The following is a 24936-nucleotide window of genomic DNA, read 5'->3' as shown; positions in this document are numbered from 1 at the left end:
TCAGTATTGCGAGAGAAGGGCGCGTGCGCGACAGATGTACCGGATGTGTCCCTTTTGCGCCGGGCAGGTAGCCTGCCGCGTTCGGGTCATACCTCGAGCAGGCCGCGCTGGTGCGCGAGGCTCACCGCTTCCGCCCGCCCCGAGGCGCCGAGCTTGGCGAGCAGGTTGGACACGTGCACGCTCACCGTCTTGGTGGAGATGAAGAGCCGTTCGCCGATCTGCCGGTTCGAGAGGCCCTGCGCGACGAGGCCGAGCACCTCTTCCTCCCGGTCCGTCAGGGTCGACGCGGTGGCACGGCGTACACCCGGCAGGTCGAGCCGCGCCCGCCTGGCCAGCGCGCGGACGGCTTCGGTCAGGGGCTTCGCGCCCATGTCCTCCGCCTCCGAGAGCGCCTCGGCCGCCTCCACCTCGGCGGCCTCTCGCTCGCCGGTCCCCAGCAGTGCCTCGGCCCAGCGGTAGCGCGACCGCGCCACCTCGTAGCGGTAACCGAAGTCGAACGCGTTCACCGTCTCCTGCCACGCCTCGGCGGCCTCCCGCCACAGCCTGCCGGACGCCGATTCGTCGTTCTCGTCGCCCGCCGGTCCCTGGCCGTGCCCCACCACCGCGTGCAGACGGGCGTTCTCGGCGGCGGCCCGCTGCAGCCAGGCCCTGCCCTCGGGGCCGAGCACGCCGCCCCGGGGGCGGCCACGCTGGGCGGTCTCCCGTGCGATGGCGAGGAGGGAGTCACCGCTCTCGATCCGAGCGGCAGCGCGGGACTCCACCGCCGTCGCGGCGGCAGATCCCGGAGCGCCGACGCGCCCCGCCGAACGGTCGGCCTCGGCCGCGTCGGCCAGCGCGGCGATCGCCAGTGCGGACAGCCAGATCCGACCGAGGAACACCTCTGTCCACACCTCGCCGAGGTGGTCGGTGATCCGTACGGCCAGGGCCGCCGCGTCGTCGTACCGGCCTGCCCACGTCAGGGCGTCGACCATGCTGCCACCGCCGAGCAGGGCGATCTGGCCGTCGTTCTGCCAGTGGTCCAGCAGGGCCTCGCCGCGGGCGAGCACGTCGTCGTCGCCCCGGGCCACCGCCGCATACATCCGGCTCGCGTCCATGATGTGTTTGGACGTGGCAGGGACGCCCTCGGCGGCGCGCGCCGTCAGGTCGCCGCGGAAGTAGAGCATGACCTCCTGCAGGATCCGCAGGTTGACGGTGGGCGTGCTCCAGGCGAGGCCGAGCTCCTCGGCCCGGGCGAGCGCGTGTCGCACCCGCTGCTCCGCGGTGTCCAGCTCACCCGCGTAGAAGCGGTTGGCCGTGGCGTTGTACAGGGTGCGCATCTCGGTAAGCACGTCCCCTGCCTCGACAGCCGCCGAGCGCGCCTCGTCGAGGAGTGCCGCCGCCCGGTCGGGGTCGGCTACGTCGAGCACGGCGAGCGTGGAGAGCGCGGCGGCGAGCGCGCCGGGCTGGGCCGTGGCGCGCGCCTCCTCGATGGCGCAGGCGGCGTGCATGCGGGCGTCGTCGTCCTGGTCGACGATCATCGCGATCCGAGCGAGCAGAGCGTTGGTCCAGATCCGTTCCGGGCTGAGCTTCGGGAGGATCTCCAGGGCGGCCCGCAGGTCCGCGATCGCCGCTTCGACCTGACCCGGTGTCTCGTCCCAGGTCGGCAGGTCGACATAGCGGTGCACGAGCACGTGCTGCAGGCCGGCACGCCGCACGGGGTCGTCGACGCCTTCGACCGCGCGCCTGGTCAGCTTGACCGCGCGCATCGGGTCGCCCGCTCGTGCGGCCGCCTCGCCCGCCGACAGGGCGACGGAGACCCGGTCCTCGCCGATCCGTTCCTCGGCGTCCGGGACCGACTCCCACAGCGCCAGCACCTGCTCCCAGTGCTTCAGCTCTTCCTCGGGCGCGAGCAGCCGGCGGGCGCGCAGGGCGGCGTCACGCGACGCGCTCAGGGCCGCGGGCAGGTCGTGCCCCTCGAAGGCGTGGTGGGCGCGTTCGGCGGCGCTGCCGATCGGCATGCCGTCGGGCCCGTCCTGCTCGATCACCGCGAGGTAGGCGCGGTGCACCGCCGAGCGTTCGCCCGGGAGCAGGTCGGCGTACAGGGCCTCGGCCAGCAGCGCGTGCCGGAACTCCAGGCACGAGTCGCACACCACGAGCACCTGCTGGGTCACGGCCTCGCGCAGCGCGGCGTCGATGTCCGGAGCGCCCCAGCGCGCGGCGGCGGCCCGGAGCAGATCCTCTCGCACGCGGCGTCCGGCGACCGACGCGATGCGCAGCACCTGCTGCACCTCGGGGTCCAGCCGTTCGAGCCGGGTGCGCAGCACCTCGGTGAGGGTCCAGGGCAGGCTCGCCGAGTCCGGCCCGGCGTCCAGGAGCTCTTCCGCGAAGAATGCGTTGCCCTCCGACCGCTCCAGCACCTCGGCGAAACCCGCGGGCGCCAGTGGCCGGCCGGCCAGGGCAGTGGTGAACTCGCGCAGCTCGTCCTCGTTGAAGGGCTGCAGGTCCATCCGTTCGACGTGCTCCAGCCGAGACAGCTCGGCGAGCAGCGGGCGCAGCGGATGACGCCTGTCGACGTCGTCCGTCCGGTAGGTCACCACTATCAGTACGTTCTCTGAGCGGGCGCGGGCCGCGAGGAACCGCAGCACGTCGCGCGTCGACGCGTCGGCCCAGTGCGCGTCCTCGATCACCAGCACGAGGGGACGCTCGGGCACGCCGGAGAGGGCGAGGCTGCGCCCGATGCCCTCGAAGAGCTGAAGCCGCTCGTCGTGGTCGGCATCGCCGGTCCCACCGGGCTCCAGGAGGCGCCACAGCGCCGGCCGCTCGGCCACCAGCTCGGTGACCCGCGCCGCGGCCTCGGGCCCCGCGGCACCGGCCTGCAGCTGGGTCAGCGCCTCGGTGAACGGCAGGTACGGGATACCCACCTGGCCCAGGTCCACACAGTGCACCACCACGGCGCTCGCCCCTGCCTGCTCCGCCGCCTGGGCGACATGGGTGATCAGGCGCGTCTTGCCCACGCCGGCGTCACCGCCCGCGAGCACGAAGCCGGGACGACCCGCCGAGGCGCGCCCCACCGCCAGCAGGAGAGAGGAAACCTGCTCCTGCCGGGAGACCAGGGGGATCGTCGTGGAGCGTCGCACCTGCACATCGTGCCACCGCTCACCGACACTCCCCCCGGTCTCTTGCAGCCCGGCTCCCACCGTGATCACGCGAACAGGCCGCGACGGGTGGTGGTCGCCGCCGGACGCATGCCCGCGATGCCCTCCCTGATCTGCTCGACGCGGTCGGCCCGGCGCTCCGTCCGGCGCTCGGCCCGGTCGCCCTGGTCCGCACCGCTCGTCCCCTGGCGGCCCCAGGCCTTCCTGACCTCTGCCTGCCGGTACTCGATCTCCGCCTCGACGGCGGGTCCCCACAGCGACATGATTCCTCCGGATGTCCCCGGCGGGCCGTGTGCCCGTCCGGCTGATGAGGAAGACACTCGTCCTGAGGCCGGACCCCGCGGATCGGACGGTCGGGCAGTCCTGGCGGGCGGGGTACCTCAGACGGCCGGCCGATGCGCCTCTGAGGTACCCCTGAGGTGGGGCTGAGGTACCTCTGAGGTGGTCTGAGGTGCCACGGGGCGAGGCCCGCCGGCCCCCGGTGGCGCACGAGATTCAGGCAGTTCACGGGCTCTCTATTGCGATCTACGTCACACCAGACGCACACTGGAGCAAGCAGCGAACCCAATTCGGGGGTGGAATCGTGACCGGAACCGAAGCTGGAACGTACGACATCTTGCCCATGCTCGGCCGTGGAAAGCACCGCAACCCAAAGAAGGGCGCGTGCTTCATGGAGCTCGCATCCTTCCTCGCAGGCGAGAAGTGGAGCGATCACCCTGCCTGCACGCATCCGCTGATCGCGATGCTCGCCCGTGCGGTGAACGACCTGACGGCGGACCACTCGCGTCCGCAGCTCGCGCCGCTCATCCCGTCGGTCATCGGCCTGACCAGCACCGACCCGCGCTGGGACGTGCGCATCGCGCTGCGCGCCGCGCAGACGGCGCTGCCTGTCTCGCCCGCCGACCGGCAGCAGACGCTGGCCGTCGCGATCCTCGGCTCCGAGCGCATGCTCGACGTCCTGGACGACCGGCCCCCCGGCACCCTGGCGCCGGAGAGCAAGGACGCGCTCGCGGCCGTACCGAAGACCGCGGCCTGGGCCGAGCGGTTCTGCGCGGGCACCAGCGTGCGACCCAAGCGGTTCGTGCGCGACGCCGCACCGAGCGTGGTCTCCACCGCGGTGCAGGGCATCTCGGAGGCCTTCGTGCCCGACGTCGACGCGCGGCTGCGCGCCCTGCTCGAGGCGACGATCGCTGACGCGCGCCGCTGGGCCGGGAACGCGGACGACGACGCCCGCACGCTCGACCCGCTGGCATGGGGTCCGGTGGTGAAGTCAGCACCTGGCGCCTGACCCGTCGGGCTCCGATACCGCGGTCACAAGCCGCGAGACCGTGCCTCTCTATCGACGACGCGCGACGTCGCCGGGCGGGGCCGCAGATCCAGGGGGTTCGGCGGCCCCGCCCATCTCCTTCACCCAAGCCCGCCCGATTCCTCCCAAGAGATAACACGTGCGGATCATGGCCGGGCCCTTAGGCTCCTGGGCATGAGCGGATACCCTTCACCTCACCTGCCTGCGGACGGTCATGCGCCGGTCCCGCCTCCGCCAGGTGGGTATGCAGAGGTTCCGCCCCCTCCGGGTGGCTACGCACAGGTGCCGCCGCCGGGCGGCCCGCCGCCCGGCGCACCGGCTCCTCGCCGCAAGGGCCGGCTGGCGCTGATCATCGGCGTCGTCGTCGTCCTGCTCCTGGTGGTGGGGGTCGGTCTGTGGTTCCTCTTCCGTGAACCGCCGATCCCCGACCCGGAGCCGGCCGCCGAACAGCTCGCGGCAGCGCTCCAGGAGGGCAAGCCGGCGGGTGTCCCGCTCGTCATGGAGACGTCGGCCTCGCCGGACGAGCAGTACGCCCAGGTGTTCGAGCAGCTCCTGGCCACCGTCGGCGAGGACGCCGGGACCGTCCAGGTCAAGAGCGTCACGCCGGTCGAGGAGGGCGACAGGGGCACCGCTACGGCCACCGCGACGCTCGCCTGGTCCTGGCCCGTCGCGACCGAGCAGGCGTGGGAGTACGAGACCGTCGCGCAGCTCACCTACCCGGGCGCCACCGACGGCGAGGCCGGGCAGTGGGAGGCCGGCTGGAACACCGGCGTGCTGGTGCCGGGTCTGGAGGCGGGCGAGCGGCTCGCCGTCGAGCGCACCGAACCTGCGCGCGGCGACATCGTCACGCCGACCGGCGAGACGATCGTCGGCATGACGCCCGTGCATCGCGTGGGCATCGACAAGACCCGTCCGGGCTGGGAGACGGCCGCCGAGCAGCTCGGGAGCGTGCTGAAGTTCGACCAGGAGACCACCGACCGCATCGCCGCGCAGGTCGCCGCCGCGGGGGCCAAGGCGTTCATCGAGGTCATCACGATCCGCGACAACGACTCGGAGTACGACTTCGATGCCGCCATGGCGATCAACGGCGTGGTCGGGATCCCCGACGAGCTGTCGCTCGCGCGGGACCGGGACTTCGCGCGGCCGCTCCTCGGTACGGTCGGGGAGGCCACCGCGGAGATCGTCGAGGAGTCGAAGGGCGCCATCAAGCCCGGCGACATGGTCGGCCTGTCCGGTCTGCAGGCCGCACACGACGAGCAGCTTCGCGGAGTGCCCGGCCTGGCGGTGACCATCGAGCCCGCCGAACCGGCCGAGGGCGGAGAAGGCGGCGAGGGCCGCGAGGCGTTCACCATCGACAAGAAGGACGGCGAGCCGCTGACGATCTCGCTCGACCCCGCCACGCAGGTCCGGGCCGAGGCGGCACTGGCCGACCTCGACGACCTGGCGAGCGCCATCGTCGCGATCAAGCCGTCGACCGGCGAGGTGCTCGCGGCGGCGTCAGGTCCTGGTTCCGAGGGGTACAGCACGGCCACGCTGGGCCAGTACGCGCCGGGTTCCACGTTCAAGATCGCGACGTCCCTCGCGATGCTCCGTTCGGGGATCACGCCGGACAGCACGCTGCCCTGCACGGAGAGCATCGACGTCGAGGGTCGCACGTTCCAGAACGTTCCCGGCTACCCCGCGTCCGCGACGGGTGACGCCGTGCCGTTCCGGACGGTGTTCGCCAACTCGTGCAACACGGCCTTCATCTCGCAGCACCAGAAGATCTCGCAGCAGCAGCTGCACGACGCCGCGGCGGCGCTCGGCCTGGGCGTCGAGGCCAAGGCCTTCGGCGCCGGGGCCGCGATGGGCGACGTCCCGGCGGAGGCGGCGGCCACGGAGCACGCGGCGTCGATGATCGGCCAGGGCAAGGTGCTGGCGACGCCGCTCGCGATGGCGACCGTCGCGGCCAGCGTCTCCGCGGGCCACACCGTGTCGCCGTGGCTGGTGGAGCCGTCCGACGGGAAGGCCGCCGAGAAGGCGCCGGCGGGCGATCTGACCACCGAGGAGGCGGCCACCCTGCGCGGCCTGATGGGCGGCGTGGTGCAGGAAGGCTCCGCCACGGTGCTGCGGGACGTGCCTGGGATCGTCGGCGCGAAGACGGGAACGGCTCAGTTCGGTGACGGCAGCAAGGCCCACGTCTGGATGCTCGCCGTCACGAACGACCTGGCCGCCGTCGTGTTCATCGAGGAGGGTGAGCTGGGCTCGACCACGGCCGGCCCGGTGATGCACGAGTTCCTCACGGGCAACTGACCGGCGCGTCCCCGACCAGCAGGGCAGGCCCGGCGGGTCGAGCAGGCCCGGCGGGTCGAGCAGGCCCGGCTGGTCGAGCTTGTCGAGACCGACGAGCTCGACCAGCGGGCCGCTCGGATCAGCCCTTGAAGCCGCCTTCCTTGCATGCGGTCTCGTAGTTCTTGATAGCCGTGGCGACGGCCTTGGGACGGGCGATGGAGCCGTCGAGCGCCTGGTCGAACGGCGCGCGGACCGCCTCGAGATGGGCGATGCTCACCTCGTCCGCCAGACCGATCAGCTCGCCGATGGCCCTGCTGATGGAGAGGAAGGTGCCCGTGCGATCCTCGTCGAGCGGCGCCTGGACGGCGGGGGCGGCGGTGGTGATGTCCGAGTCGAGCCGGCCGCTGAAGAACGCGTTGCACGACTCGACGAGGTCGTACTCGCCGGTGCTGATCGGCGCCTTGGCGACGGGCGACGGCGCGATCGGCGTGACCTCTTCGCCGGAGGGCGCGAAGTCGCTGGCCATGCTCTCGAGGGCCGCGCATCCGGACAGCAGTAGTGCACAGGAGACCAGTGCGGCCGTCGCCCAGTTCTTGCTGGTGCTCACGATCTACTTCCCTCACGTCATCGGGTCTGAAAGGTGCGTTCGGTCGCACTCGCCCGCGAGTCTAGCGGCACCGCCGCAACAGAAGGCCAATCGTTGCCGTCGTGACGAGCGGGGTTCCGGCGCCCGGCGTCGCGCGGACCGCCCGCACACGCACCCGGCGCCCAGGTCACCGGAGTGGCCTGGGCGCCGAGGGGCGGGTGGGGCGGTTCGTCAGCGGTTGTCGTCGGCCGGCGGCTGGTCCTGGGGCGCGGGGGCCGCGGGACGCACATCGGCAGCCGTCGGTCCGGCGTTCGGCGCCGCGCTCGGCGGGGCCGTCGGGTACGGCTCCGCCGAGCGGAGCACGGTGAGCCGGGAGCGGTACTCGGCCTCGTCGATCTCCCCGCGAGCGAAGCGGGTACCCAGCAGCGTCACCGGGTCGGTGCCGGCCGCGGCGTGCGCCGCCCACGGACCGCCCCAGCCGCCGCGCGGGCCGCGCCGGGCACGCCGGGCGATCAGGAAGATCACCGTCGCGAACAGCAGGAACCACAGCAGCGGGAAGATGAAGAAGAACGGGCCGGGTCCGCCCCAGCCGTAGTGGGGCCCGTTGGCGAGGACCTCCGTCGTCGCGGTGAGCATGTCGACCTCCAGCATCTGGTTCGGCCGGTCGTTCCGGCCACAGCACCAGGCTGCCGCCGTCCGACGCCGGGGTCGTCAGCCCCGCGTACCTGCTCCCCTACACCCGTGGTGCCGTCGCAGCCCTGCGCCGTCGGCCCGTCGGTCCGGCACCCGTCAGCCGGCCCACCCGGGTCGCACGAGGCCCGCCTCGTACGCGAGCACCACGAGCTGCGCGCGGTCGCGCGAACGGGTCTTCATGAGCACCCGGGAGACGTGCGTCTTCACGGTCGACTCGGAGAGGTACAGCTTGCCCGCGATCTCGTCGTTCGCCAGCCCGCCGGCCACCTCGACGAGCACCTCGCGCTCACGCGGCGTGAGCTCCGCGAGCGCGGGCACCGGCCGCACGTCGCGCGTCGCCTCCGCGACCTTGGCCAGCAGCCGCCGCGTCACCGTCGGGGACAGGAGCGCGTTGCCCGACGCCGCCACGCGCACCGCCCGCACCAGCTCGGCCGGCTCGGTGTCCTTGACGAGGAACCCGGAGGCGCCGGCACGGATGGCCTCCGTGACGTACTCGTCGAGCTCGAACGTCGTCACGACCACCACGTGCACACCGGCCGCCCGCGGCTCGGCGATGATCCGCCGCGTCGCCTCGAGCCCGTCCAGGCCGGGCATCCGGATGTCCATGAGCACCACCTGGGGCAGGTGCTCGAGGGTGAGCGCCACCGCGGCGTCGCCGGTGGCCGCCTGCGCGACGACGCGCATGTCGTCCTCGGAGTCGATGAGCGCGCGGAACCCGCCGCGTACCAGTGCCTGGTCGTCGGCGAGCAGGACGTCGATCATGCGGTGTCTCCGGTCTCGGGTCTGTCTGATGCTTCCGTGGTCGAGCCGGCCTGCCCTGAGCCTGTCGAACGGGTCGAGGCCTGGGACGAGCCCTCGGATACGGGGAGCCTGGCACGAACTTCCCACCCGGCGCCGCCCCCACGGGGTCCGGCGGTGAGCGTCCCGCCCGCGCCCTCCACCCGTTCGCGCATCCCGAGGAGCCCGTAGCCGGGCTCGACCGGCCCTCCGGCGGGGACGCCGTCGTCGGCCACGACTACCTCGACGCCGTCGTGCCTGGTGACCCGCAGGGTCACCCGGCGGGCCGAGGGCGCGTGCCTGCGCACGTTGGTCAGCGACTCCTGCACCACACGGTGCACGACGCCGACGACGTGGTCGGGGAGGCCGCTCACGTCGGCGGCGAGCTCGACGGTGACGTCGAGACCCTCGGCCCTGGCCTGGTCGGCCAGGGCGTGCAGCCCGGTGAGGTCCCAGGTGGGGGTGAGCGGGGCCGCGCCGTCGTGCAGCGTGCCCTGGGCGGGCGGGGAGGTGCCCTCGCGGACTATGCCCAGCACCGTGCGGACCTCCGCGAGGGCGTCCTTGCTGGTGTCACGGATGTTGGACAACGCCTCCCTGGCCTGCCCGGGGTTCTTCTCGAGCAGGTGCAGGCCCACCCCGGCCTGGACGTTGATGGCCGACAGGGAGTGGGCGAGGACGTCGTGCAGCTCGCGCGCGATCCTGAGCCGCTCCGAGGCGACGGCGGTACGCTCCCGCTCCGCGGCGGTGGCCCGGGCCGCGGCTCGCGCCGCCACGCGTCGCGTGATCCGGTCCCGCGCGCCGCTCGCGACGAGCAGCACGACGGCCAGCCATGCGGCTGCCGCGATGAGCGACCCCGGGCTGAGCAACCAGCCGCCGTCGTCGGCGTTCCAGCCCGGGCCGTGACCAGGGCCCCACTCGCTGCGCGGAGGCCGCGGCTCGTCGGTCAGGGCCTGTTCGACGCGCGGCGCGATGAGCGAGGCGACGGCGCTGACGCCCCCGGCGAGCAGGGCTGCGCCGGACCACGCGATCAGGCGGGCCCGGCGTGCGTCGCCGCTGAGCATGATGCCCGCGAGCACGGCGACCGGCCCGAGGAAGACCGGCCCCCAGGGGTAGCCGAGCAGCAGGAACGTGACGGTCGCCGCGACGGACAGCACAGCGGCGACCGCGGGGCGCCGGGGCAGCAGGAACAGCAGCGCCGCCGGCGCGACCAGCAGCAGGAGGAACCCGACGAGGCCGGGTTCCGACGCCCAGGCCTGGCCGCGCGCGGCGCCGAGCGAACCCAGGTTGGCGGCGAACGCCACCGCGACCGCGACGAACACGCGTGGTCGCGTGCGGTCGAACGGTCCGGCGGCGTTCGGGTCCGGGAGGGGGTCGCTCGTGGGACGGGTGGTGCCCAGCATGCTCGCACGCTACGCCCGGGCAGGCCCTGACGCGTCCGACCGCGGTACCGGTGCGTGTGCTACCCGGGTGCCGGGTCAGGCGAAGCGGGCCGAGCGCTCGACCACGCGGCCTGCCCCGCGCCCGCCGTCGGCGGCCGGGTCCCAGGTGTAGACCTCGGTGCCGGTGATGAAGACGTGCTCGGCGCGGGAGTCGGTGTCGAGCGGGTCACCCGACCAGAGCACGACGTCGCCGTCGAGCCCCTCCTTGATGGCGCCCACCCGGTCGTCCAGGCCGAGGAACGACGCCGGGTTGGTCGTGATCGCCGCCAGGGCGGTCTCTCGCGGCAGCCCGTCGCGGGCCGCGAACGACGCCTGGTGCACCAGGAAGTTGATCGGGATGACGGGGTGGTCGGTGGTGATCGCGACGCGCACGCCGGCCGCCGCCATCACCGCGATGTTGCGGTTCGCGCGCTGCCGCACCTCGACCTTGGACCGCGAGACGAACATCGGGCCGTAGATCACCGGGATGTCCTTCTCGGCGAGGACGTCGGCGATGAGGTGGCCCTCGGTGCCGTGGTTGATGACGAGCCGGTAGCCGAACTCCTCCGAGAGGCGGATCGCCGTGGCGATGTCGTCGGCACGGTGCGTGTGCTGGTCCCAGGCGAGCTCGCCCGCCAGGACGCGTGCCAGCGTCTCCTTGCCCAGGTCCCGCTCGAACGGCTTGCCCTCCTCGGCCGCGGCGTCCCGCTTCGCCACGTAGTTCTGGGCGTCGACGAACGCAGCGCGGATCACGTTGGCGACGCCCAGGCGCGTGGACGGGAGCTGCTTCTTGTCCCCGTAGACCCGCTTCGGGTTCTCGCCGAGCGCGCTCTTGACCGACACGGAGTCGCTGATCACCTGCTCGTCCACGGTGCGGCCGCCCCAGGTCTTGATCGCGACGGTCTGCCCGCCGATCGGGTTGCCCGAGCCCGGCTTGATGACTGCCGTCGTCACGCCGCCGGCGAGCGCGTCGCGGAAGCCGTCCTCGTCCACCTGGATGGCGTCGAGCGCACGGAACGCGGACCCGTTCGGGTCCGTCATCTCGTTGGTGTCGTTGCCGGCCCAGCCCTCGCCCTCCTCGTGGATGCCGATGTGGCCGTGCCCCTCGACGAACCCGGGCAGGAGCCACCTGCCCTGGGCGTCGATCGTCCGGGTGCCCTCGGGTACTGCCACGTCCGGTCCGACAGCGGTGATGACGCCCTCCTCGATGAGGACCGTGCCGTTCTCGATGACGGCGGAGGCGACGGGGACGACGTGGGCGTTGACGATGGCGATGCTGGAGCGGGTTGTCATGGGTACATCATTACCCGGAGTAACGACGTCTCCGGACACGCCTGTCGCGGTGGGCGCCCGTTCCGGCCGGCGTCAGCCCGTGGTCGCCGGGTTGGTCGCCTTCCCGTCGAGCCAGAGCGTGTCGGACTCGTCGCTGTGCGAGCCGGAGGTGCCCACATGCTTTGTGCTGATCCGCGGCCCCTTGGTGATGACGTGGACGATGGCCATGCCATGCCCGCGGCCCAGGTCGTAGCCCTCCTTGAGCCACTCGAGGATCGGGGTCGCCTTGGTGGACGCGTCGAACCCGCGCTCCTCGGCAAGCTTGATGAGCTCCCGCGGGGTGTGCCCCGTCTTGGTCTCGACGGCGTCGAGGTAGGCCTGGAATGACATGGGAGGTCCTTTCGTACCGGGGTCGGCGCCGGTCGGCACCACGTTCTACCGGGACAGACGGGGCCGGCCGACGGAACTCATCGCTGGTCCGGCAGGCCGCCGCAGCGCGCTCGGCCGGCGGTTCAGGGTGAGGCCCAGCAGTAGACCCCGGCCCGCTCGGCGACGGCGGTGCGCGCGAGCCGGGCGAGGTCGTGCAGGAACGCGGCGAGCGGGGCCGGGTCCTCGGTGCGGAGCTCCTCGGTTCGCGACCCGGCGTCCGCCGCGTCGAGCAGCGCACCCTCGTCGGCTCCTGCGAGAGCGTCGACGAGGCTCGGCTGGACCCGTGCGACGACGGCGCCCGTGTCCATGGAGAAGGTCACGGTGACACTGTCGGCCGTCACCCCGGCAGAGGTCTGGTCAGTCAGAAACGTCGCGAGCGTGCCGAGCGCGACGTACGGGTCGACGCCCTTGGACTCGAGCACATGCCCCTCGGGCAGCCCCTGCCCGTGCACGCCGCCCTCGAGGTACCCGGCGGCCTCGGCGTCGGAGGCGGCGATGAAGTAGTCGGTGAGGATCCCCATGGCCCGAGAGCATGCCAGCCGCCTCTGACATCGACCGACGTCGGCGCCCCACGAACCTTGCCGACGTCGGGCAGCTTGCGCCCGCCTCCCTAGACTCGAACCGTGGACTTCTACAACGCCTATGCCCACGGGTTCGCCCGGGTGGCGGCCTGCACCATCCCGGTCGCCGTCGCCGACCCCGCCGCGAACGCCGCGATGGTCCTGGACCAGGCGCGGCAGCTCAACGACGACGGCGTAGCGGTAGCGGTGTTCCCCGAGCTCTGCCTGAGCGGCTACGCGATAGACGACCTGTTCATGCAGGACGTCCTCCTCGAGTCGGTGCTCGACGCGCTCGCCGGTATCCGGCAGGCCAGCCTCGAGCTCAGCACGATGCTCGTCGTCGGCGCGCCGCTGCTGGTCGGTAGCCGCCTGCTGAACACCGCCGTCGTCGTGCACAGGGGCCGGATCCTCGGCGTCGCGCCCAAGTCGTACCTGCCGAACTATCGCGAGTTCTACGAGAAGCGGCAGTTCGCGTCCGGCGACGAGCACCGCGGCACCCTCACCCTGCTCGGCGAGGAGGCGCCGATCGGCGCCGACCTGATCTTCCGCGCCGACGACGTCTCTGGCCTTGCCGTCCACGTCGAGGTCTGCGAGGACATGTGGGTACCCGTGCCGCCGAGTGCGCTGGCGGCGCTCGCGGGCGCGACGGTGCTGCTGAACCTGTCGGCGAGCCCCGTCACCGTGGCGCGCGCCGAGGACCGCCGGCTGGTCGTCCGCAGCGGGAGCTACCGCTGCAGCGCCGCCTACGTCTACACGGTCGCCGGCCAGGGCGAGTCCAGCACGGACCTGTCGTGGGACGGCCAGACGATGGTCTACGAGGCAGGGGACCTGCTCGGCGAGACCGAACGCTTCCCCGACGGCGCCCGTGCCACCGTGGTCGACGTCGACCTGGACCGCCTGCGCCAGGAACGGCTCCGGCAGGGCACGTTCGACGACAACCGGCGCGGCCTCGGGATGGTCGCGCCCGGGGCCTCGGCAGGCTCGACCGACGGGGGCGACGGACGGTTCCGGGAGATCTCGTTCAGCGTCCAGCCGCCGCAGGGCGACATCGGCCTGCGGCGCAAGGTCGACCGCTTCCCCTTCGTGCCCGACGACGCCGACCGCCTGGCCCAGGACTGCTACGAGGCCTACAACATCCAGGTCACAGGGCTCGAGCAGCGCCTGCGCGCCATCGGGCAGCCGAAGATCGTGATCGGCGTCAGCGGCGGGCTCGACTCCACGCACGCCCTGATCGTGGCGGCCAAGGCGATGGACCGGCTCGGCAGGCCGCGTACCGACATCCACGCCTTCACGATGCCCGGCTTCGCCACGGGCAAGGAGACCAAGGACCGCGCGATCCGGCTCGCCGAGTCCCTGGGCGTCACCTTCCAGGAGCTCGACATCCGGCCCGCCGCGGAGCAGATGCTGCGGGACCTGGACCACCCGTTCTCCGAGGGCGCCAAGCAGTACGACGTCACCTTCGAGAACGTCCAGGCAGGCCTGCGCACCGACTACCTGTTCCGGCTCGCGAACCACCGCGGCGGCATAGTGCTCGGCACGGGCGACCTCTCGGAGCTGGCGCTGGGCTGGTGCACGTACGGCGTGGGCGACCAGATGTCGCACTATGGCGTGAACGCGGGCGTGCCGAAGACGCTGATCCAGCACCTCATCCGCTGGACCGTCGACAGCGGCCAGTTCGCGCCGGACGCGAACAGCCCGGTCAACGCCGTCCTGACGGAGATCGTGGAGCAGGAGATCACCCCTGAGCTGATCCCCACCGAGGAGGGCGAGACGCCGCAGTCCACCGAGGCGACGGTCGGCCCGTACGCCCTCCAGGACTTCACGCTGTTCCACGTGCTGCGCTACGGCTTCCGCCCGTCGAAGATCGCGTTCCTGGCCTGGCACGCCTGGCACGCGGTGGACGACGGCGACTGGCCGCCCGGCTTCCCCGCCGCACAGCGCACCGCGTACGACCTGGCGACGATCCGGCGCTGGCTCGACGTGTTCGTGCGCCGGTTCTTCGCCTCGCAGTTCAAGCGGTCGGCCCTGCCGAACGGCCCGAAGGTGTCACCGGGCGGCACCATGTCGCCCCGCGGCGACTGGCGGATGCCCTCGGACGCTTCGGCGGCGGCCTGGCTGGCGGAGCTGGAGAGGAACGTCCCGGAGGCCTGATCTTCTGCTCTCGGCGTGAGCGTTGCGCCCCGAGCGGACGTGCCGTCACGACCGGTCCCGCGCACATCCGGGGCGGGTAGGGTGCCTCGTATGCCTGCTGTCCCCGTTGCCCTGGCCCGGCCTGGTAGCCGTCGCCTCGTCCGCGTGATCACCGTGTTCGCGGCGGTGCTCACCTTCGCGGCACTCCTGCTGGTGGCCGGTCCGGCGAGCGCTCACGACCAGCTCCTGTCGTCCGACCCGAAGGACGGCGCGACGCTCGACGAGCACCCGGCGAGCATCTCGCTCACCTTCAGCTCGGCGCCGCTCGACACGGGTATCGAGGTCGCCCTGGTCGGTCCGGACGGCGTCACCGCGCAGGGCCAGGACATCCAGGTCGACGACAAGGTCGTGACCGCGCAGCTCGCCGACGACCTGCCCGCCGGCCGGTACGACGTCGCCTGGCACGTCGTCTCCTCCGACGGCCACCCGATCGACGGCGAGTTCGGCTACACGGTCGAGACCGCCGCCGAGCCCACGGCGTCCCCGAGCGGCGAGGCGACCCAGGAGGCCGAGCCGACCGAGGACGCGACACCGGCCACCGAGGTCGAGCCGACCGAGCCGTCCGAGCTGGCCGGCGCCGGCAACGGCGCGGGTACCAGCGGGCTGGCCGTGACCGGCGGGATCGTCGCCGCGGTGCTCGTCGTGCTGGGCCTGGTGGTCATCATGCGGCGCAAGATCCTCGAGAACGACCGCCTGCGCGGGTCCGACGAGCACGACCCTGAAAACCCGGACACCGAGAAGCCCAACACCAACCCGGACGGCAAGCCCCGCATCTGACGGCGACTTGTCAGAACCTCAGGTCACCCGAGTGGCCTGAGGCTCTGACACGTGGGGGTGACTCACCAGGGCGACGGGGCCGGCGGGGCCACGACGGGCGGGGTGTCGTTGCAGCTGATGACGTTCGGCAGGTAGCGGGTCAGCCAGTTCGCGGGCCCGTCACCCCAGGGGGTGCTGGTCTGCCCGTCGTTGCCGCCCAGGTCGGCGAGCGTGAACTCCGAGCCGTTCTCGAAGTCCCAGTTGAACGCCCCGCAGTTGTTCACCCCGGCCCAGCCGACGTTGCGCACGTCGACGTTCTCGAACGACGCGGTCCCCGCCGTCCGGGCGCTGAGCACCGACGTCCCCGCGCCGTCGACCCGGACGTCGCGGACCTGCACGCCGTCGATCCGGTAGGCATCCTTCACGCCGAACTCCGTGACGAGCATGATCGCGTTGTAGGTGCTGTCGAGGTAGTGGTCGCCGGTGACGGTGATGTCCGCGTCGATGCTGCGGTCCAGCGCGTAGAACCAGAGCGAGCCGAGGCCGATCCGCCAGTTCAGGTCCAGGCCGCCCGCGCGAACGGTCGTGTTGTCACGGAACGTGAGCGCGCCCTCGAACGGCTCCGCGCCGAAGCGCGCGCCGGCGTGCAGCCCAGAACCCTCGCGCACCGGATCGGCGACGAGGTTGCCCTCGACGGTGATGTCACGGCCACCGTAGATCGCGATGCCGTTCGCCAGCACCGGCGTCTGCACGGTGTTCCGGGCGAACGTGTTGCCGCTGTTCTGGTCGGTCTGCGCCCACATCGCCAGCGCGTCGTCGCCCGTGTTCCGGAAGAAGCTGTTCGTCACCGACGAGCCGGTCACGCCGCGGTGGAAGTTCACGCCGTCGCCGATCTGGTCGGTGACCACCAGGTCGGAGACGTGCGTGTTCGACATCGGGCCGTCGAACCACAGGCCCACCTTCGTGCGGTGGATGTACAGGTCCGAGACGGTGGAGTCGCTCATGGCCCCGCCGATGCCGTTGACCTGGTCGGTGTCGATGCGCTCGCGGACGTCCCCGACGATCGCGAAGCCCGAGAGATGCACGTCGGCCGAGCCGCCGTCCTCGGCGTACTTCCCGTAGAAGCCGACGCCGGTGTGCACCGAACCGTCGGGCGCCGGCTCTGCCAGCTCGACCTCGCGGCCGCGGACTATCGAGTGCCAGCTCCCCGCGCCCCTGACGGTCACGTCGTCCACCACGATGTGCCGGTTGACCTGGAACGTGCCCGCCGGGATCCACAGGGTGCGGTCGTTGGCCGACGCCCAGTCGACAGCGCGCTGGAACGCGGCACCGGAGTCCCGGCGGCCCGTCGGGTCGGCGCCGAACCGCAGCACGCTCACCGCGCCGCGTGGACTGGCGTCCGGCCGTCCGACGAGCTCGGAGTCGAGCAGGTCGATCGTCGTGCGGTCCGCCGTGGCGCCGCGGGGGACCGACAGGCGGACTACGTCGCCCGCCCGGTAGGTCTTGCCGAGCAGGAGGCGCTGCTCGTCGTAGAAGTGGCTGGGCCGGAACGGCTTGACGAGCCAGTCGGGTGTGGCGGTGCCCGGCACGCAGGCGCACTCTGGGTACCACCAGTCGGGCTGCGTGAGGTCGGCCTGCGGATCGTTGGTGAACGGGTACGCGTTGTACAGCCAGGCGTACTCGGAGGTCAGCCGCAGCGTCCGGGCCGGTCCCGCGGGAGTGAGGTGGCCGCGGTGCGCCCGCAGCACCCGCACGTCGAGCGGCGACGTGATCCCGCCGCCCTCCGGTGCGTCGGGGATCGAGTAGCGCACCGTGATCGCGTCCGCGTCGGCGGGCAGGGTGAAGTCGACGTACTCGCCCTCGGTGAGCTGCACGGCCGAACGCCCCGACGCCTCTGCCGCGAGCGTGTAGGCGTCCCGGCTCGGGGCGAGCACGGTGCCGGTGGTGACGGCCTGCTCCGCCTCCTGCTCGAGGAACGGCACGTCCGCCCCGCGGCCGGCGACGAGCGCGGGGTCGAGCCCGGCGCGGGTAACGACCGGGCCGTCCGCGGGCCCGGGTTGCGCCGTGGCGGACGCCGTCGTCGTCGTGGCAGCGGTCGCCAGGAGGACGCCGGCGACCACCCACGCGGTGAGCCGCGCGTCGAGGGATCGTCGGGACCTGGCGGAAAGAGGTGGGGGAGCAAGGCGTGTCATCGTCGACTCGACTCTGTCAGGCCGGCCCAGGGCCGACTGGCTGGCGCCGGCTCACGGCCGGGCGGCTGCGTTGCCGCATGCCGAGCGTAGGTCTGGGAACGGCCCCGGACAACCACCTCTATCGAGATTCTTCAGTAATGCATCGAGTTCTTGCACTTAAGACGCAAGTGATTGCGTCGGCATGTCGCGGTGCCGCACCGCCAGGATCACCGTCACCACGGCAGGCAGCAGCAGGATGGCGCCCGCCGTGTTCACTGCCTGGAACCCGCCCCACGCGAGGAGTGGGCCGGCCAGCGCGGCGGCGCCCGCGCCGAAGTAGTTCATCAGCGCGTCGGTGGCACCCTGCAGTGGCAGCTTGACGTGCGGCTCCGCCACGGACGCCAGCACCGACGACGACGCGATGAGGCACGCCGACCAGCCGAGCCCGAGCAGCACCAGCGCCACCGCCGTGAGCACCTCGGTATCGAACGCCGGGGCCGCGGTGCCGTGTCCCGCGTGCGCGCCTGCGTGCCCGCCGGAACCGGCGTCGGCGTCGGACACCATCGCCGCGGCCAGGAAGCCGAGGACCACTGCCGCGCCCTGCAGCACCATCCCGCCGACGGCGACCCGCAGCGGGCCGAAGCGGTCGGACAGCCACCCGAACACCGGGCTGAACGCGAACATCCCCAGCACGTGCAGGCTGATCACTATGCCCACGAGCTGCAGCGACATCCCGCCGTGCTGCATGTGCACCGGCGTCATCACCATCACCATGATCATCACGCCGTGCGCGACGGCGGTGGTCACCACGGCGAACCGCGCCCGGGGGTGCGCCCAGGCCCACCGCAGCGCGGCGAGGGCCCCGGTCCGCCGGGGCTCGGCGCGCGAGGCGCCGTCGGCCCGCTTGCCGAGCCGCCCGACGGCGGTGGTGGCGGCCGCGACCGCGTTGCCCACCGCCGCGTTGCCCACCGGGTCCCGGTACAGGGCCGCGAGCACGAGCCCGGCCAGCAGGTACGCGACGATCGAGAAGAGGTACGGGCCGCCGAGGGCGGGCACGCCGAACCCGCTGCCCACCACGGCACCGGGGGCCGCGAGGTTGGGGCCCACGACGGAGCCGACGGTGGTGGACCACAGGACCACCGACATCGTCCGGGCGCGGGTACCCGAACCCACGTTGTCCGCTGCCGCGTACCGGGACTGCAGGTTGGTCGCGTTGGCCACGCCGTAGAGCGTGAGGCCCACGAGCAGCACGACGAGCTGCCCCACGACGGCCGCCGTGACGATGAGCAGCGCGCCCACCGTGGAGAGGGCATAGCCGAGGGACAGCGCCCAGCGGCGTCCGCGCACCTGGGCGAACGTCGCGAGCGGGATCGAGGCGACGGCGGCGGCGAGCACACCGACGGCCTGCGCGAGGCCGGCCATGGAGGTGCCGCCGAGGCTCTCGGCGAGCAGCGCGCCGACGGCGGCGCCGGAGGCGACCCCGACGCCGGCCAGGAGGTTGCTGAACACGAGCACGACCAGGTTGCGGCGTGCGTGCGGGGCGTCCGCGGGGGCTGGGGCGGAGGGCTCCGCGGCGTCCTCGGGGGTGGCACCGGAGGCGTCGTCGGAGGCGTCCTGAGAGGCGTTCACGACACCTTCGACGGTGGCTGGGAGCTCGTACGGCGGTTTCTCCACGATTTCCTCTCATTGGCGCGGGACTACTGGAACGGTAGACGGCTATGGGTTGCGGAAGTCATCGGATAGTGCGGGGTGACACTGCTCCGGGAGGCCCTTCACCGTCGTCGTCCACAGGCTCGTACACAGGTTCGCGTCCTCTGAGAGCAGAAAGTTACCCACGACTCGCCGTAGAAGTACCCGTTCTCCGCGAATTCCTGCCGATCTGCTGGCAGTATGGGGCCTCGTCGTCGGGCGGGTACCGCCGCACGACGTGACCGAAGAAGGGAACCGCATGTCGCTCAACAAGTCCGAGCTCGTCTCGGCCATCGCCAGCAAGGCCGAGATCAACAAGACCGAGGCCGAGGCCGCGCTCAACGCCTTCCAGGAGGTGCTGATCGAGTCGCTCGCCAAGGGCGAGGCCGTCAAGGTGACTGGCTTCCTCTCGGCCGAGCGCGTCGAGCGTGCCGCCCGCACGGGTCGCAACCCGCGCACCGGCGAGGAGATCCAGATCCCGGCGAACTTCGGTGTCAAGATCAGCGCCGGCTCGCTGCTGAAGAAGGCCGTCGCGAAGTGACGCTTCGCCGCTGATTTTTATAGCGAGGCGAAGGCCCGGCTCCCAGTACGGGGGTCGGGCCTTCGCATGTCCGGGGTGCGGCCGGCCGCACCCGCCGTCAGAGGTCGCCCTTGCGCTCCAGGTACTTCATCGCCACCCAGCCCATCGGCACGCGGCCCCAGTACGTGCACAGGCGGTACAGGATGGTCGCGGAGAAGGCGATGGTGGCCGGCACGCCTGCGGCCGTCAGACCGGCCGTCAGGGCGCCCTCGACACCGCCCAGGCCGCCGGGGGTCGGGATGAGCGCGCCGAGCGCGTTGCCGACGAGGTTGACCAGGGCGATGTCGACCAGCGAGAGCGACTGCCCGAACGCCGCGAGGCAGCACCACAGGGCGATGATGTAGCCCAGCGTCATGATCAGGTTCCCCGCAACGCCGAGCGCGAGCCGGCCGGGATGGCTCAGCATCTGGGCCAGCCGGGGCCACACCTGCCGCAGCCTCGGCCCGATGTAGCCCATGCCCCACCGCCGTACGGGCGGCACGAGCAGCGTCGCGACGACGACCACCGCGATGCCCGCCAGGGTGATCAGCACCGCGGGCGACGGCAGCTCCACGAGGGCACCGGACCCGGTGAAGATCGACAGGGCGACGAGCAGCAGCACCGTGACGACGAACTGCGACACCTGGACCAGCGCGACGGTGGCCACGGCCATCGACATAGACACCCCGCGCTGCGTGAGCAGCCGCAGGTTCAGCGCCGCCGGGCCGATGCCGGCGGGGGCCGCCAGAGCGACGAACGAGCCTGCCGCGGCAGTGCACGTGGCGCGCCCGATCGGCACGCGGACCGGTGAGAACGCGACCAGCGTGAGGCCGGCGCCGAACCAGGTCAGGACGGCGAGCGCGAACGCCACGGCGATCCACCACGGGTTGGCCTCGCGCACGGCCTGCGTGATCTCGTTGAAGTTGATCGTGGTCACGATCACCGCGACCGCGACGATCATCAGCGTCGTGGTGAGCACGGTGCGCGCGCTGAACCGGGAGATGCGCTGCGGCTGCACGCTCGCCTCGGGCAGGCGCTCCACCAGGGCGCCCCGCAGCTCGCCCAGGAGGCCCTTCGCCCGCCGCACCTCCTCGCGGGTGGTCCGGGGCAGGGCTATCGACTGGATCAGGGGCCCGATGGCGGCGATGTCGGCGTCGGGCAGCGCGCGGACCGCCGACGCGACGGCGCGCCGGGGACCGACCCGCAGCCCGATGAGCGCGAGCATCTGCACGAGGTCGAGGCGTCGCGAGAGCGGCGGCGAGGCGATGTCACCCTGCTCCCAGCCGGTGATCCACACGTGCGGGTCGCCGTCGGTGTCGCGGTGCGTGAGCAGGACGTCCTGCGTCAGCGCGCGGTGCGTGAGGCCCGCCGCGTGGGCCCGGCCGAGCTGCTCCCAGGCCTCGGCGATGACGTCGTCGTCCACCTCGTCGTCGGGCAGGTCGCGGAGCGACAGCGCCGGGGAGGCGTGCTCGAGGACGAGCGCTATCGAGTCGCCGAACTCGCCGATCCCCAGGAGCCGGGGGGTGCGGACGCCGGCGGCGGTCGCCGCGTAGGACAGGAGGGCGGTGCGCTCGGCGACGGCCTTGAGCGAGATGGCGGCCCGGCCCTCGATGCCGCGCAGGCGCAGGGCCCGCCACAGGCGCGTGATGAGCCCGACGACCTGGCGGTCGCCGTCGAGCACCACCACGTCGCGGCGGACGCCGTCGTCGCAGTAGAGGGCGTACACGCGGTTGCCGTCCCCGCGGCTCAGGGCGAGCGCCACCGGGTCGTCGGGCGTGGCGTCCGGCGTGCCGGTCCCGGTGGCCACGTCGCCGGTCTGTGCGGGCTGCGCCTGCACCCGGGCCAGCGACGTCGGCACGAAGCCGGCGCGGCGCACGGCGGTCACGAGGTCGGGGCCGTACGCGCGCTCGCTGCGCGTGCCCGACACGTACTGCACCGACGATCCGGCGAGCCGGCCGAGCAGCAGCGCGACGAGCACCCCGGGCAGCGAGACCTGGCCGGTGATCAGCACGATCAGCAGGGCCGCGAACATCAGGTTCCACGAGATGCGGACGGTCCGGCGTCGCGTGGCGGGTCCGGCGACCGTGAGCATCGCCGTCAGGGCGACGGCGTACTCCGGGATGGCCAGCACGTAGCCGGTGCCGCTCTCCCACACCGACATGCCGCGCACGAGCTCGTCCGAGCCGAGCTGGTGCAGCAGGACGGTCGTGAGGACGCCCAGCACCAGGCCGAGGGCTGCGCCGACTATCGACTCGATGATCTGCCTGCCCAGGCGGCGGACCGCCAGCTCGATCATCACGGCGACCGGGGCGAACATGCTGACCAGTCCCTGCAGCACCGCTACCGGGACGAACAGGATGTCGGCCAGCAGGTCGTTGAAGCTCCGGACGTCCTCGGTGACGCCCTCCGTGGTGCCGTGCGCGACCACCGAGAGGATCAGGACGCCCGCGACGCCCAGCGCGCACCCGATCATCCAGACCAGCGCGCGCGGGTGCCGGACACGCTCTTCGGGCGTGTCGACGACGTCGACCAGGTCGGACCCGGCCGGCGCGGTGCCCGGAACGTCGGACAGATCGGCACCGGCGCCAACACGGCCGGTGCTCGAGTTGGACATGTCTCGGATTCTAAGGGCGTTGGGCCGCACATGACCGGAGGAGCGGTGACGACACCCGTTCGTCCCAGGGCAGGTCAGGCGGCAGGCCGGGTCAGGTCGGCGAATTCCCTCGTACTGCCCTGCCCGGGATCAGCGGATCCCCAGGGCCTCGCGCCACTCCGCGGGCACGAGGGCGTAGCCGACGAACGCCACGACGTCGAGCAGCGTATGGGCGACGACCAGCGGGATCACGCGGCGCCGTCCGCCGGGCTGGAACCTCGGCGACGTGTAGAACCACGAGAACACGACGCCCATCACGACGTTCCCGATGAACGGTCCGATGCCCTGGTACAGGTGGTACGAGCCGCGCAGGAGCGAGCTGGCCACGATGAACTTCACCCGGTTCCAGCCGAGGTCCCGCGTCCGCTCGTAGAGGTAGCCGACGGCGATCACCTCCTCGAGCAGCCCGTTCTGGAACGCGCTGAGCAGCAGCACCGGGACGGTCCACCAGTGGGTGTCCAGGGCGCTGGCCTGCACCTCGACGGTGATGCCGAGCGCGCGTCCGAGGACGTAGAACGCGAGCCCCGGGATGCCTATCGCCGCGGCGAGGGCGACACCCCAGCCGAGGTCGCGGCCCGGACGGGACCGGTCGAGGCCGAGGCTGCGGACGGCGCTGCGGCCCGGTCCGCTGAGCAGGTACAGCGCCAGTGCTACCGGGACCAGCGCGAACCCGATGCTGAGCAGCTGGTAGACGAGGTCGAGGTAGGGACGCTCGGACTGGCTCGCGTTGAGTGTGGCGGTCTGCTCGGCGAGCGGCGTGCCGGCGGTGAGGCGGGCCGTGATGTTGACGAGTGCGTAGACCGCCGACTGGCCCAGGCTGAGCCCGAGCACTATCCACACCTCGGCGGCGACACGACGGTTGGAGGACACGGCCCGTTTATAGCAGCCGCCGCTGGGCGCGGGCCGTGCCCACGCCCGGCGGCGGCTGCCGTCGGGCCCCCTGGTCCGGCTCAGGCCCGGTTCGAGGCACGCCTGACGAAGTCCGCGAGGTCCGCCGCCTGCGCCACGCGGGACTCCTGGTGGATGTACATCATGTGGCCCGCGGGGTACACCCGGGTCTCGATGCGGTCGCGGTAGGACGCCGGGATCGCCATCTGGTCGAGGCTGTACTCGATGGCCTCGACCGGGACGCCGCCGTCGTACCGGCCCATGGCGATGTGCACCTGGAGGTGCGGGTTGATGATCATCGCGGTCGCGAGCTTGTCGGCGACGTCGACGGCCTGGCCCTCGAACTCCTTGTACGACCAGGGGTGCACCTGGCGGGACAGCACCTCGTAGATCGCGTCGTTCTCGTACTCGAGCTCGCCCCGCAGGTAGTGGTGCAGCGCCGCCGTGTACGGCCCGGACGTGGCGGACATGAACGGGTCGTACGGCATCTGCTCGTGGATGTAGTGGTCGGCCGGCCCGGTGAACCGGGTGTCGAGACGGCCGGTGACCAGGCGGCGCGAGCGCAGCAGCTCCGCGTAGACCCGGGTGTGCTCGAGCCGCAGGTTGGCGCGGTCGACGTAGTCCTCGCCGAGCCCGGTCAGAGAGGCGATCTTCGCGACGGCGGCGGCGCGCTCGTCGCCGGGCACGCGCGCCCCGCGGGCCAGGACCGAGGCGTACGTCTCCGCCCAGTCCCGCGCCTCGGCGACGACGTCGTCCGTCGTGCGGTCCCCGAGCAGGCCGTGGTACTGCGCCGTCGCGGCGTAGAGCGGCAGGAACAGGGGGTGCGGCAGGTTGGAGTGCTCGCCGTCGAACAGGGCCTCCAGGTTCAGCGCCGGAGCCACCAGCATGACGCCGTTGAAGAACATCCCGAAGCGCTGCTGCAGGTACTCGGCCAGCGCCGCCCCGCGGGTGCCGCCGTACGACTCGCCGATGAGGAACTTGGGGCTCATCCACCGGTCGTTGCGGCTCGTCCACAGCCGGATGATCTCGCCGACCGACTCGAGGTCGCCCGTGAACCCGTGGAACGGCTTGGCCTGCTCGCCCTCGGTCGCGCGCGAGTAGCCCGTGGAGACCGGGTCGATGAACACGAGGTCGGAGACGTGCAGCAGGGTCTCCAGGTTGTCGACCAGCCCGTACGGCGGCGGCGTCAGGTTGCCGACGTCGCCCGAGTCGACCCGGCGCGGGCCGAGCAGCCCCAGGTGCAGCCAGACGGACGACGAGCCGGGGCCGCCGTTGAACGCGAACGTCACGGGGCGGCGCGTCACGTCGGCCTCATCGAGCGTGTAGTACGTGATCGAGACCTCGGCCTTGGGCTTGCGGCCGTCGTACTTCTCGTCCTTGTGGACCTCCTGGCGCAGCACCACCCGGCCGGTCGTCGCGCTGTAGGCCAGGTCGCCCTGCGGGGTGTGCAGGGTGTGCCGCGTGGTGACGAGGTCGTCGGTGGGTTCGGGCTTCTTGGGCGAGTTTTCGGCGGACGTCGTCGTGGTCGCCTCGGACTGGTCGGTGCTGGTGCTCTTCTCGTCGGTCACGTGGGGAACATATCGC

The 24936-nt window shown here is 72.3% G+C and carries 19 protein-coding genes; 5 read left to right on the top strand and 14 right to left on the bottom strand.

Annotation, left to right across the window (positions count from 1 at the left end):
- Window positions 1-86: 86 nt before the first annotated feature.
- Window positions 87-3116, bottom strand: a complete 3030-nt coding sequence (locus ACNYC2_RS27145; RefSeq protein WP_419704726.1) for a helix-turn-helix transcriptional regulator — start codon at window positions 3114-3116, stop codon at window positions 87-89.
- 65 nt (window positions 3117-3181) lie between these two features.
- A complete protein-coding gene (locus ACNYC2_RS27140) occupies window positions 3182-3397 on the bottom strand; it encodes a hypothetical protein (protein WP_419704725.1) in 216 nt (71 codons plus the stop codon).
- Between the two features lie 407 nt (window positions 3398-3804).
- On the opposite strand from ACNYC2_RS27140, the gene ACNYC2_RS27135 reads away from it, so the two are divergent.
- Entirely contained in the window at window positions 3805-4422 is a 618-nt protein-coding gene (locus ACNYC2_RS27135) for a hypothetical protein (RefSeq protein WP_419704724.1), read from the top strand.
- A 300-nt stretch (window positions 4423-4722) separates the two neighbouring features.
- Window positions 4723-6732 (top strand): penicillin-binding transpeptidase domain-containing protein, encoded by a 2010-nt coding sequence (locus ACNYC2_RS27130; protein ID WP_419704723.1) that lies wholly within the window; start codon window positions 4723-4725, stop codon window positions 6730-6732.
- Between the two features lie 118 nt (window positions 6733-6850).
- On the opposite strand, the gene ACNYC2_RS27125 is transcribed toward ACNYC2_RS27130, so the two are convergent.
- The 7 genes from ACNYC2_RS27125 to ACNYC2_RS27095 form a co-directional block, all read right to left on the bottom strand.
- Window positions 6851-7318 carry a hypothetical protein gene (locus tag ACNYC2_RS27125; RefSeq protein WP_419704722.1) on the bottom strand — a complete coding sequence of 156 codons (468 nt, stop codon included), beginning with the start codon at window positions 7316-7318 and terminating at the stop codon, window positions 6851-6853.
- Between the two features lie 210 nt (window positions 7319-7528).
- Window positions 7529-7933 carry an SHOCT domain-containing protein gene (locus ACNYC2_RS27120; RefSeq protein WP_419704721.1) on the bottom strand — a complete coding sequence of 135 codons (405 nt, stop codon included), beginning with the start codon at window positions 7931-7933 and terminating at the stop codon, window positions 7529-7531.
- 153 nt (window positions 7934-8086) lie between these two features.
- Entirely contained in the window at window positions 8087-8752 is a 666-nt protein-coding gene (locus ACNYC2_RS27115) for a response regulator (protein WP_419704720.1), read from the bottom strand.
- A complete protein-coding gene (locus tag ACNYC2_RS27110; RefSeq protein WP_419704719.1) occupies window positions 8749-10167 on the bottom strand; it encodes a sensor histidine kinase in 1419 nt (472 codons plus the stop codon). Before ACNYC2_RS27110 ends, ACNYC2_RS27115 begins: the two co-directional genes overlap by 4 nt.
- A 75-nt stretch (window positions 10168-10242) precedes the next feature.
- Complete coding sequence (locus tag ACNYC2_RS27105; protein ID WP_419704718.1) at window positions 10243-11478, bottom strand: amidohydrolase; 1236 nt, start codon at window positions 11476-11478, stop codon at window positions 10243-10245.
- A 72-nt stretch (window positions 11479-11550) separates the two neighbouring features.
- Window positions 11551-11847 carry a DUF4287 domain-containing protein gene (locus ACNYC2_RS27100; RefSeq protein WP_419704717.1) on the bottom strand — a complete coding sequence of 99 codons (297 nt, stop codon included), beginning with the start codon at window positions 11845-11847 and terminating at the stop codon, window positions 11551-11553.
- A 122-nt stretch (window positions 11848-11969) separates the two neighbouring features.
- Complete coding sequence (locus ACNYC2_RS27095) at window positions 11970-12407, bottom strand: hypothetical protein (protein WP_419704716.1); 438 nt, start codon at window positions 12405-12407, stop codon at window positions 11970-11972.
- A 102-nt stretch (window positions 12408-12509) separates the two neighbouring features.
- Between ACNYC2_RS27095 and ACNYC2_RS27090 the strand changes: the two genes are divergently transcribed.
- A complete protein-coding gene (locus ACNYC2_RS27090) occupies window positions 12510-14597 on the top strand; it encodes an NAD(+) synthase (protein ID WP_419704715.1) in 2088 nt (695 codons plus the stop codon).
- A 90-nt stretch (window positions 14598-14687) separates the two neighbouring features.
- A complete protein-coding gene (locus ACNYC2_RS27085) occupies window positions 14688-15413 on the top strand; it encodes a copper resistance CopC family protein (protein WP_419704714.1) in 726 nt (241 codons plus the stop codon).
- Window positions 15414-15475: 62 nt separating this feature from the next.
- On the opposite strand, the gene ACNYC2_RS27080 is transcribed toward ACNYC2_RS27085, so the two are convergent.
- On the bottom strand, window positions 15476-17584 hold the full coding sequence (locus tag ACNYC2_RS27080; protein ID WP_419704713.1) for a glycosyl hydrolase family 28-related protein: 2109 nt from the start codon (window positions 17582-17584) through the stop codon (window positions 15476-15478).
- A 156-nt stretch (window positions 17585-17740) separates the two neighbouring features.
- Complete coding sequence (locus tag ACNYC2_RS27075) at window positions 17741-19192, bottom strand: MFS transporter (protein WP_419704712.1); 1452 nt, start codon at window positions 19190-19192, stop codon at window positions 17741-17743.
- Window positions 19193-19511: 319 nt separating this feature from the next.
- Between ACNYC2_RS27075 and ACNYC2_RS27070 the strand changes: the two genes are divergently transcribed.
- A complete protein-coding gene (locus tag ACNYC2_RS27070) occupies window positions 19512-19793 on the top strand; it encodes an HU family DNA-binding protein (RefSeq protein ID WP_116673175.1) in 282 nt (93 codons plus the stop codon).
- A gap of 97 nt (window positions 19794-19890) precedes the next feature.
- Here the strand turns inward: ACNYC2_RS27070 and ACNYC2_RS27065 are convergent, their stop codons facing one another.
- The 3 genes from ACNYC2_RS27065 to ACNYC2_RS27055 form a co-directional block, all read right to left on the bottom strand.
- A complete protein-coding gene (locus ACNYC2_RS27065; protein ID WP_419704711.1) occupies window positions 19891-22425 on the bottom strand; it encodes a flippase-like domain-containing protein in 2535 nt (844 codons plus the stop codon).
- A 129-nt stretch (window positions 22426-22554) separates the two neighbouring features.
- Window positions 22555-23334 (bottom strand): CPBP family intramembrane glutamic endopeptidase, encoded by a 780-nt coding sequence (locus ACNYC2_RS27060; RefSeq protein WP_419704710.1) that lies wholly within the window; start codon window positions 23332-23334, stop codon window positions 22555-22557.
- 80 nt (window positions 23335-23414) lie between these two features.
- Window positions 23415-24920, bottom strand: a complete 1506-nt coding sequence (locus tag ACNYC2_RS27055) for a S10 family peptidase (protein WP_419704709.1) — start codon at window positions 24918-24920, stop codon at window positions 23415-23417.
- Window positions 24921-24936 lie beyond the last annotated feature (16 nt).

The sequence above is a fragment of the Promicromonospora sp. NFX87 genome (genome assembly GCF_048564965.1).
In the GTDB taxonomy this organism is placed as follows: Bacteria; Actinomycetota; Actinomycetes; order Actinomycetales; family Cellulomonadaceae; genus Promicromonospora.
This window is presented reverse-complemented; position numbering and strand designations above follow the sequence as displayed.

Excerpts from the sequence above, each read along its gene's own strand:
- ACNYC2_RS27100 (WP_419704717.1), bottom strand. The coding sequence starts at position 11,847 with ATGTCATTCCAGGCCTACCTCGACGCCGTCGAGACCAAGACGGGGCAC.
- ACNYC2_RS27110 (WP_419704719.1), bottom strand. The coding sequence starts at position 10,167 with ATGCTGGGCACCACCCGTCCCACGAGCGACCCCCTCCCGGACCCGAAC.
- ACNYC2_RS27120 (WP_419704721.1), bottom strand. The coding sequence starts at position 7,933 with ATGCTCACCGCGACGACGGAGGTCCTCGCCAACGGGCCCCACTACGGC.
- ACNYC2_RS27065 (WP_419704711.1), bottom strand. The coding sequence starts at position 22,425 with ATGTCCAACTCGAGCACCGGCCGTGTTGGCGCCGGTGCCGATCTGTCC.
- ACNYC2_RS27115 (WP_419704720.1), bottom strand. The coding sequence starts at position 8,752 with ATGATCGACGTCCTGCTCGCCGACGACCAGGCACTGGTACGCGGCGGG.
- ACNYC2_RS27105 (WP_419704718.1), bottom strand. The coding sequence starts at position 11,478 with ATGACAACCCGCTCCAGCATCGCCATCGTCAACGCCCACGTCGTCCCC.
- ACNYC2_RS27085 (WP_419704714.1), top strand. The coding sequence starts at position 14,688 with ATGCCTGCTGTCCCCGTTGCCCTGGCCCGGCCTGGTAGCCGTCGCCTC.
- ACNYC2_RS27070 (WP_116673175.1), top strand. The coding sequence starts at position 19,512 with ATGTCGCTCAACAAGTCCGAGCTCGTCTCGGCCATCGCCAGCAAGGCC.
- ACNYC2_RS27140 (WP_419704725.1), bottom strand. The coding sequence starts at position 3,397 with ATGTCGCTGTGGGGACCCGCCGTCGAGGCGGAGATCGAGTACCGGCAG.
- ACNYC2_RS27135 (WP_419704724.1), top strand. The coding sequence starts at position 3,805 with ATGGAGCTCGCATCCTTCCTCGCAGGCGAGAAGTGGAGCGATCACCCT.
- ACNYC2_RS27080 (WP_419704713.1), bottom strand. The coding sequence starts at position 17,584 with ATGACACGCCTTGCTCCCCCACCTCTTTCCGCCAGGTCCCGACGATCC.
- ACNYC2_RS27095 (WP_419704716.1), bottom strand. The coding sequence starts at position 12,407 with ATGGGGATCCTCACCGACTACTTCATCGCCGCCTCCGACGCCGAGGCC.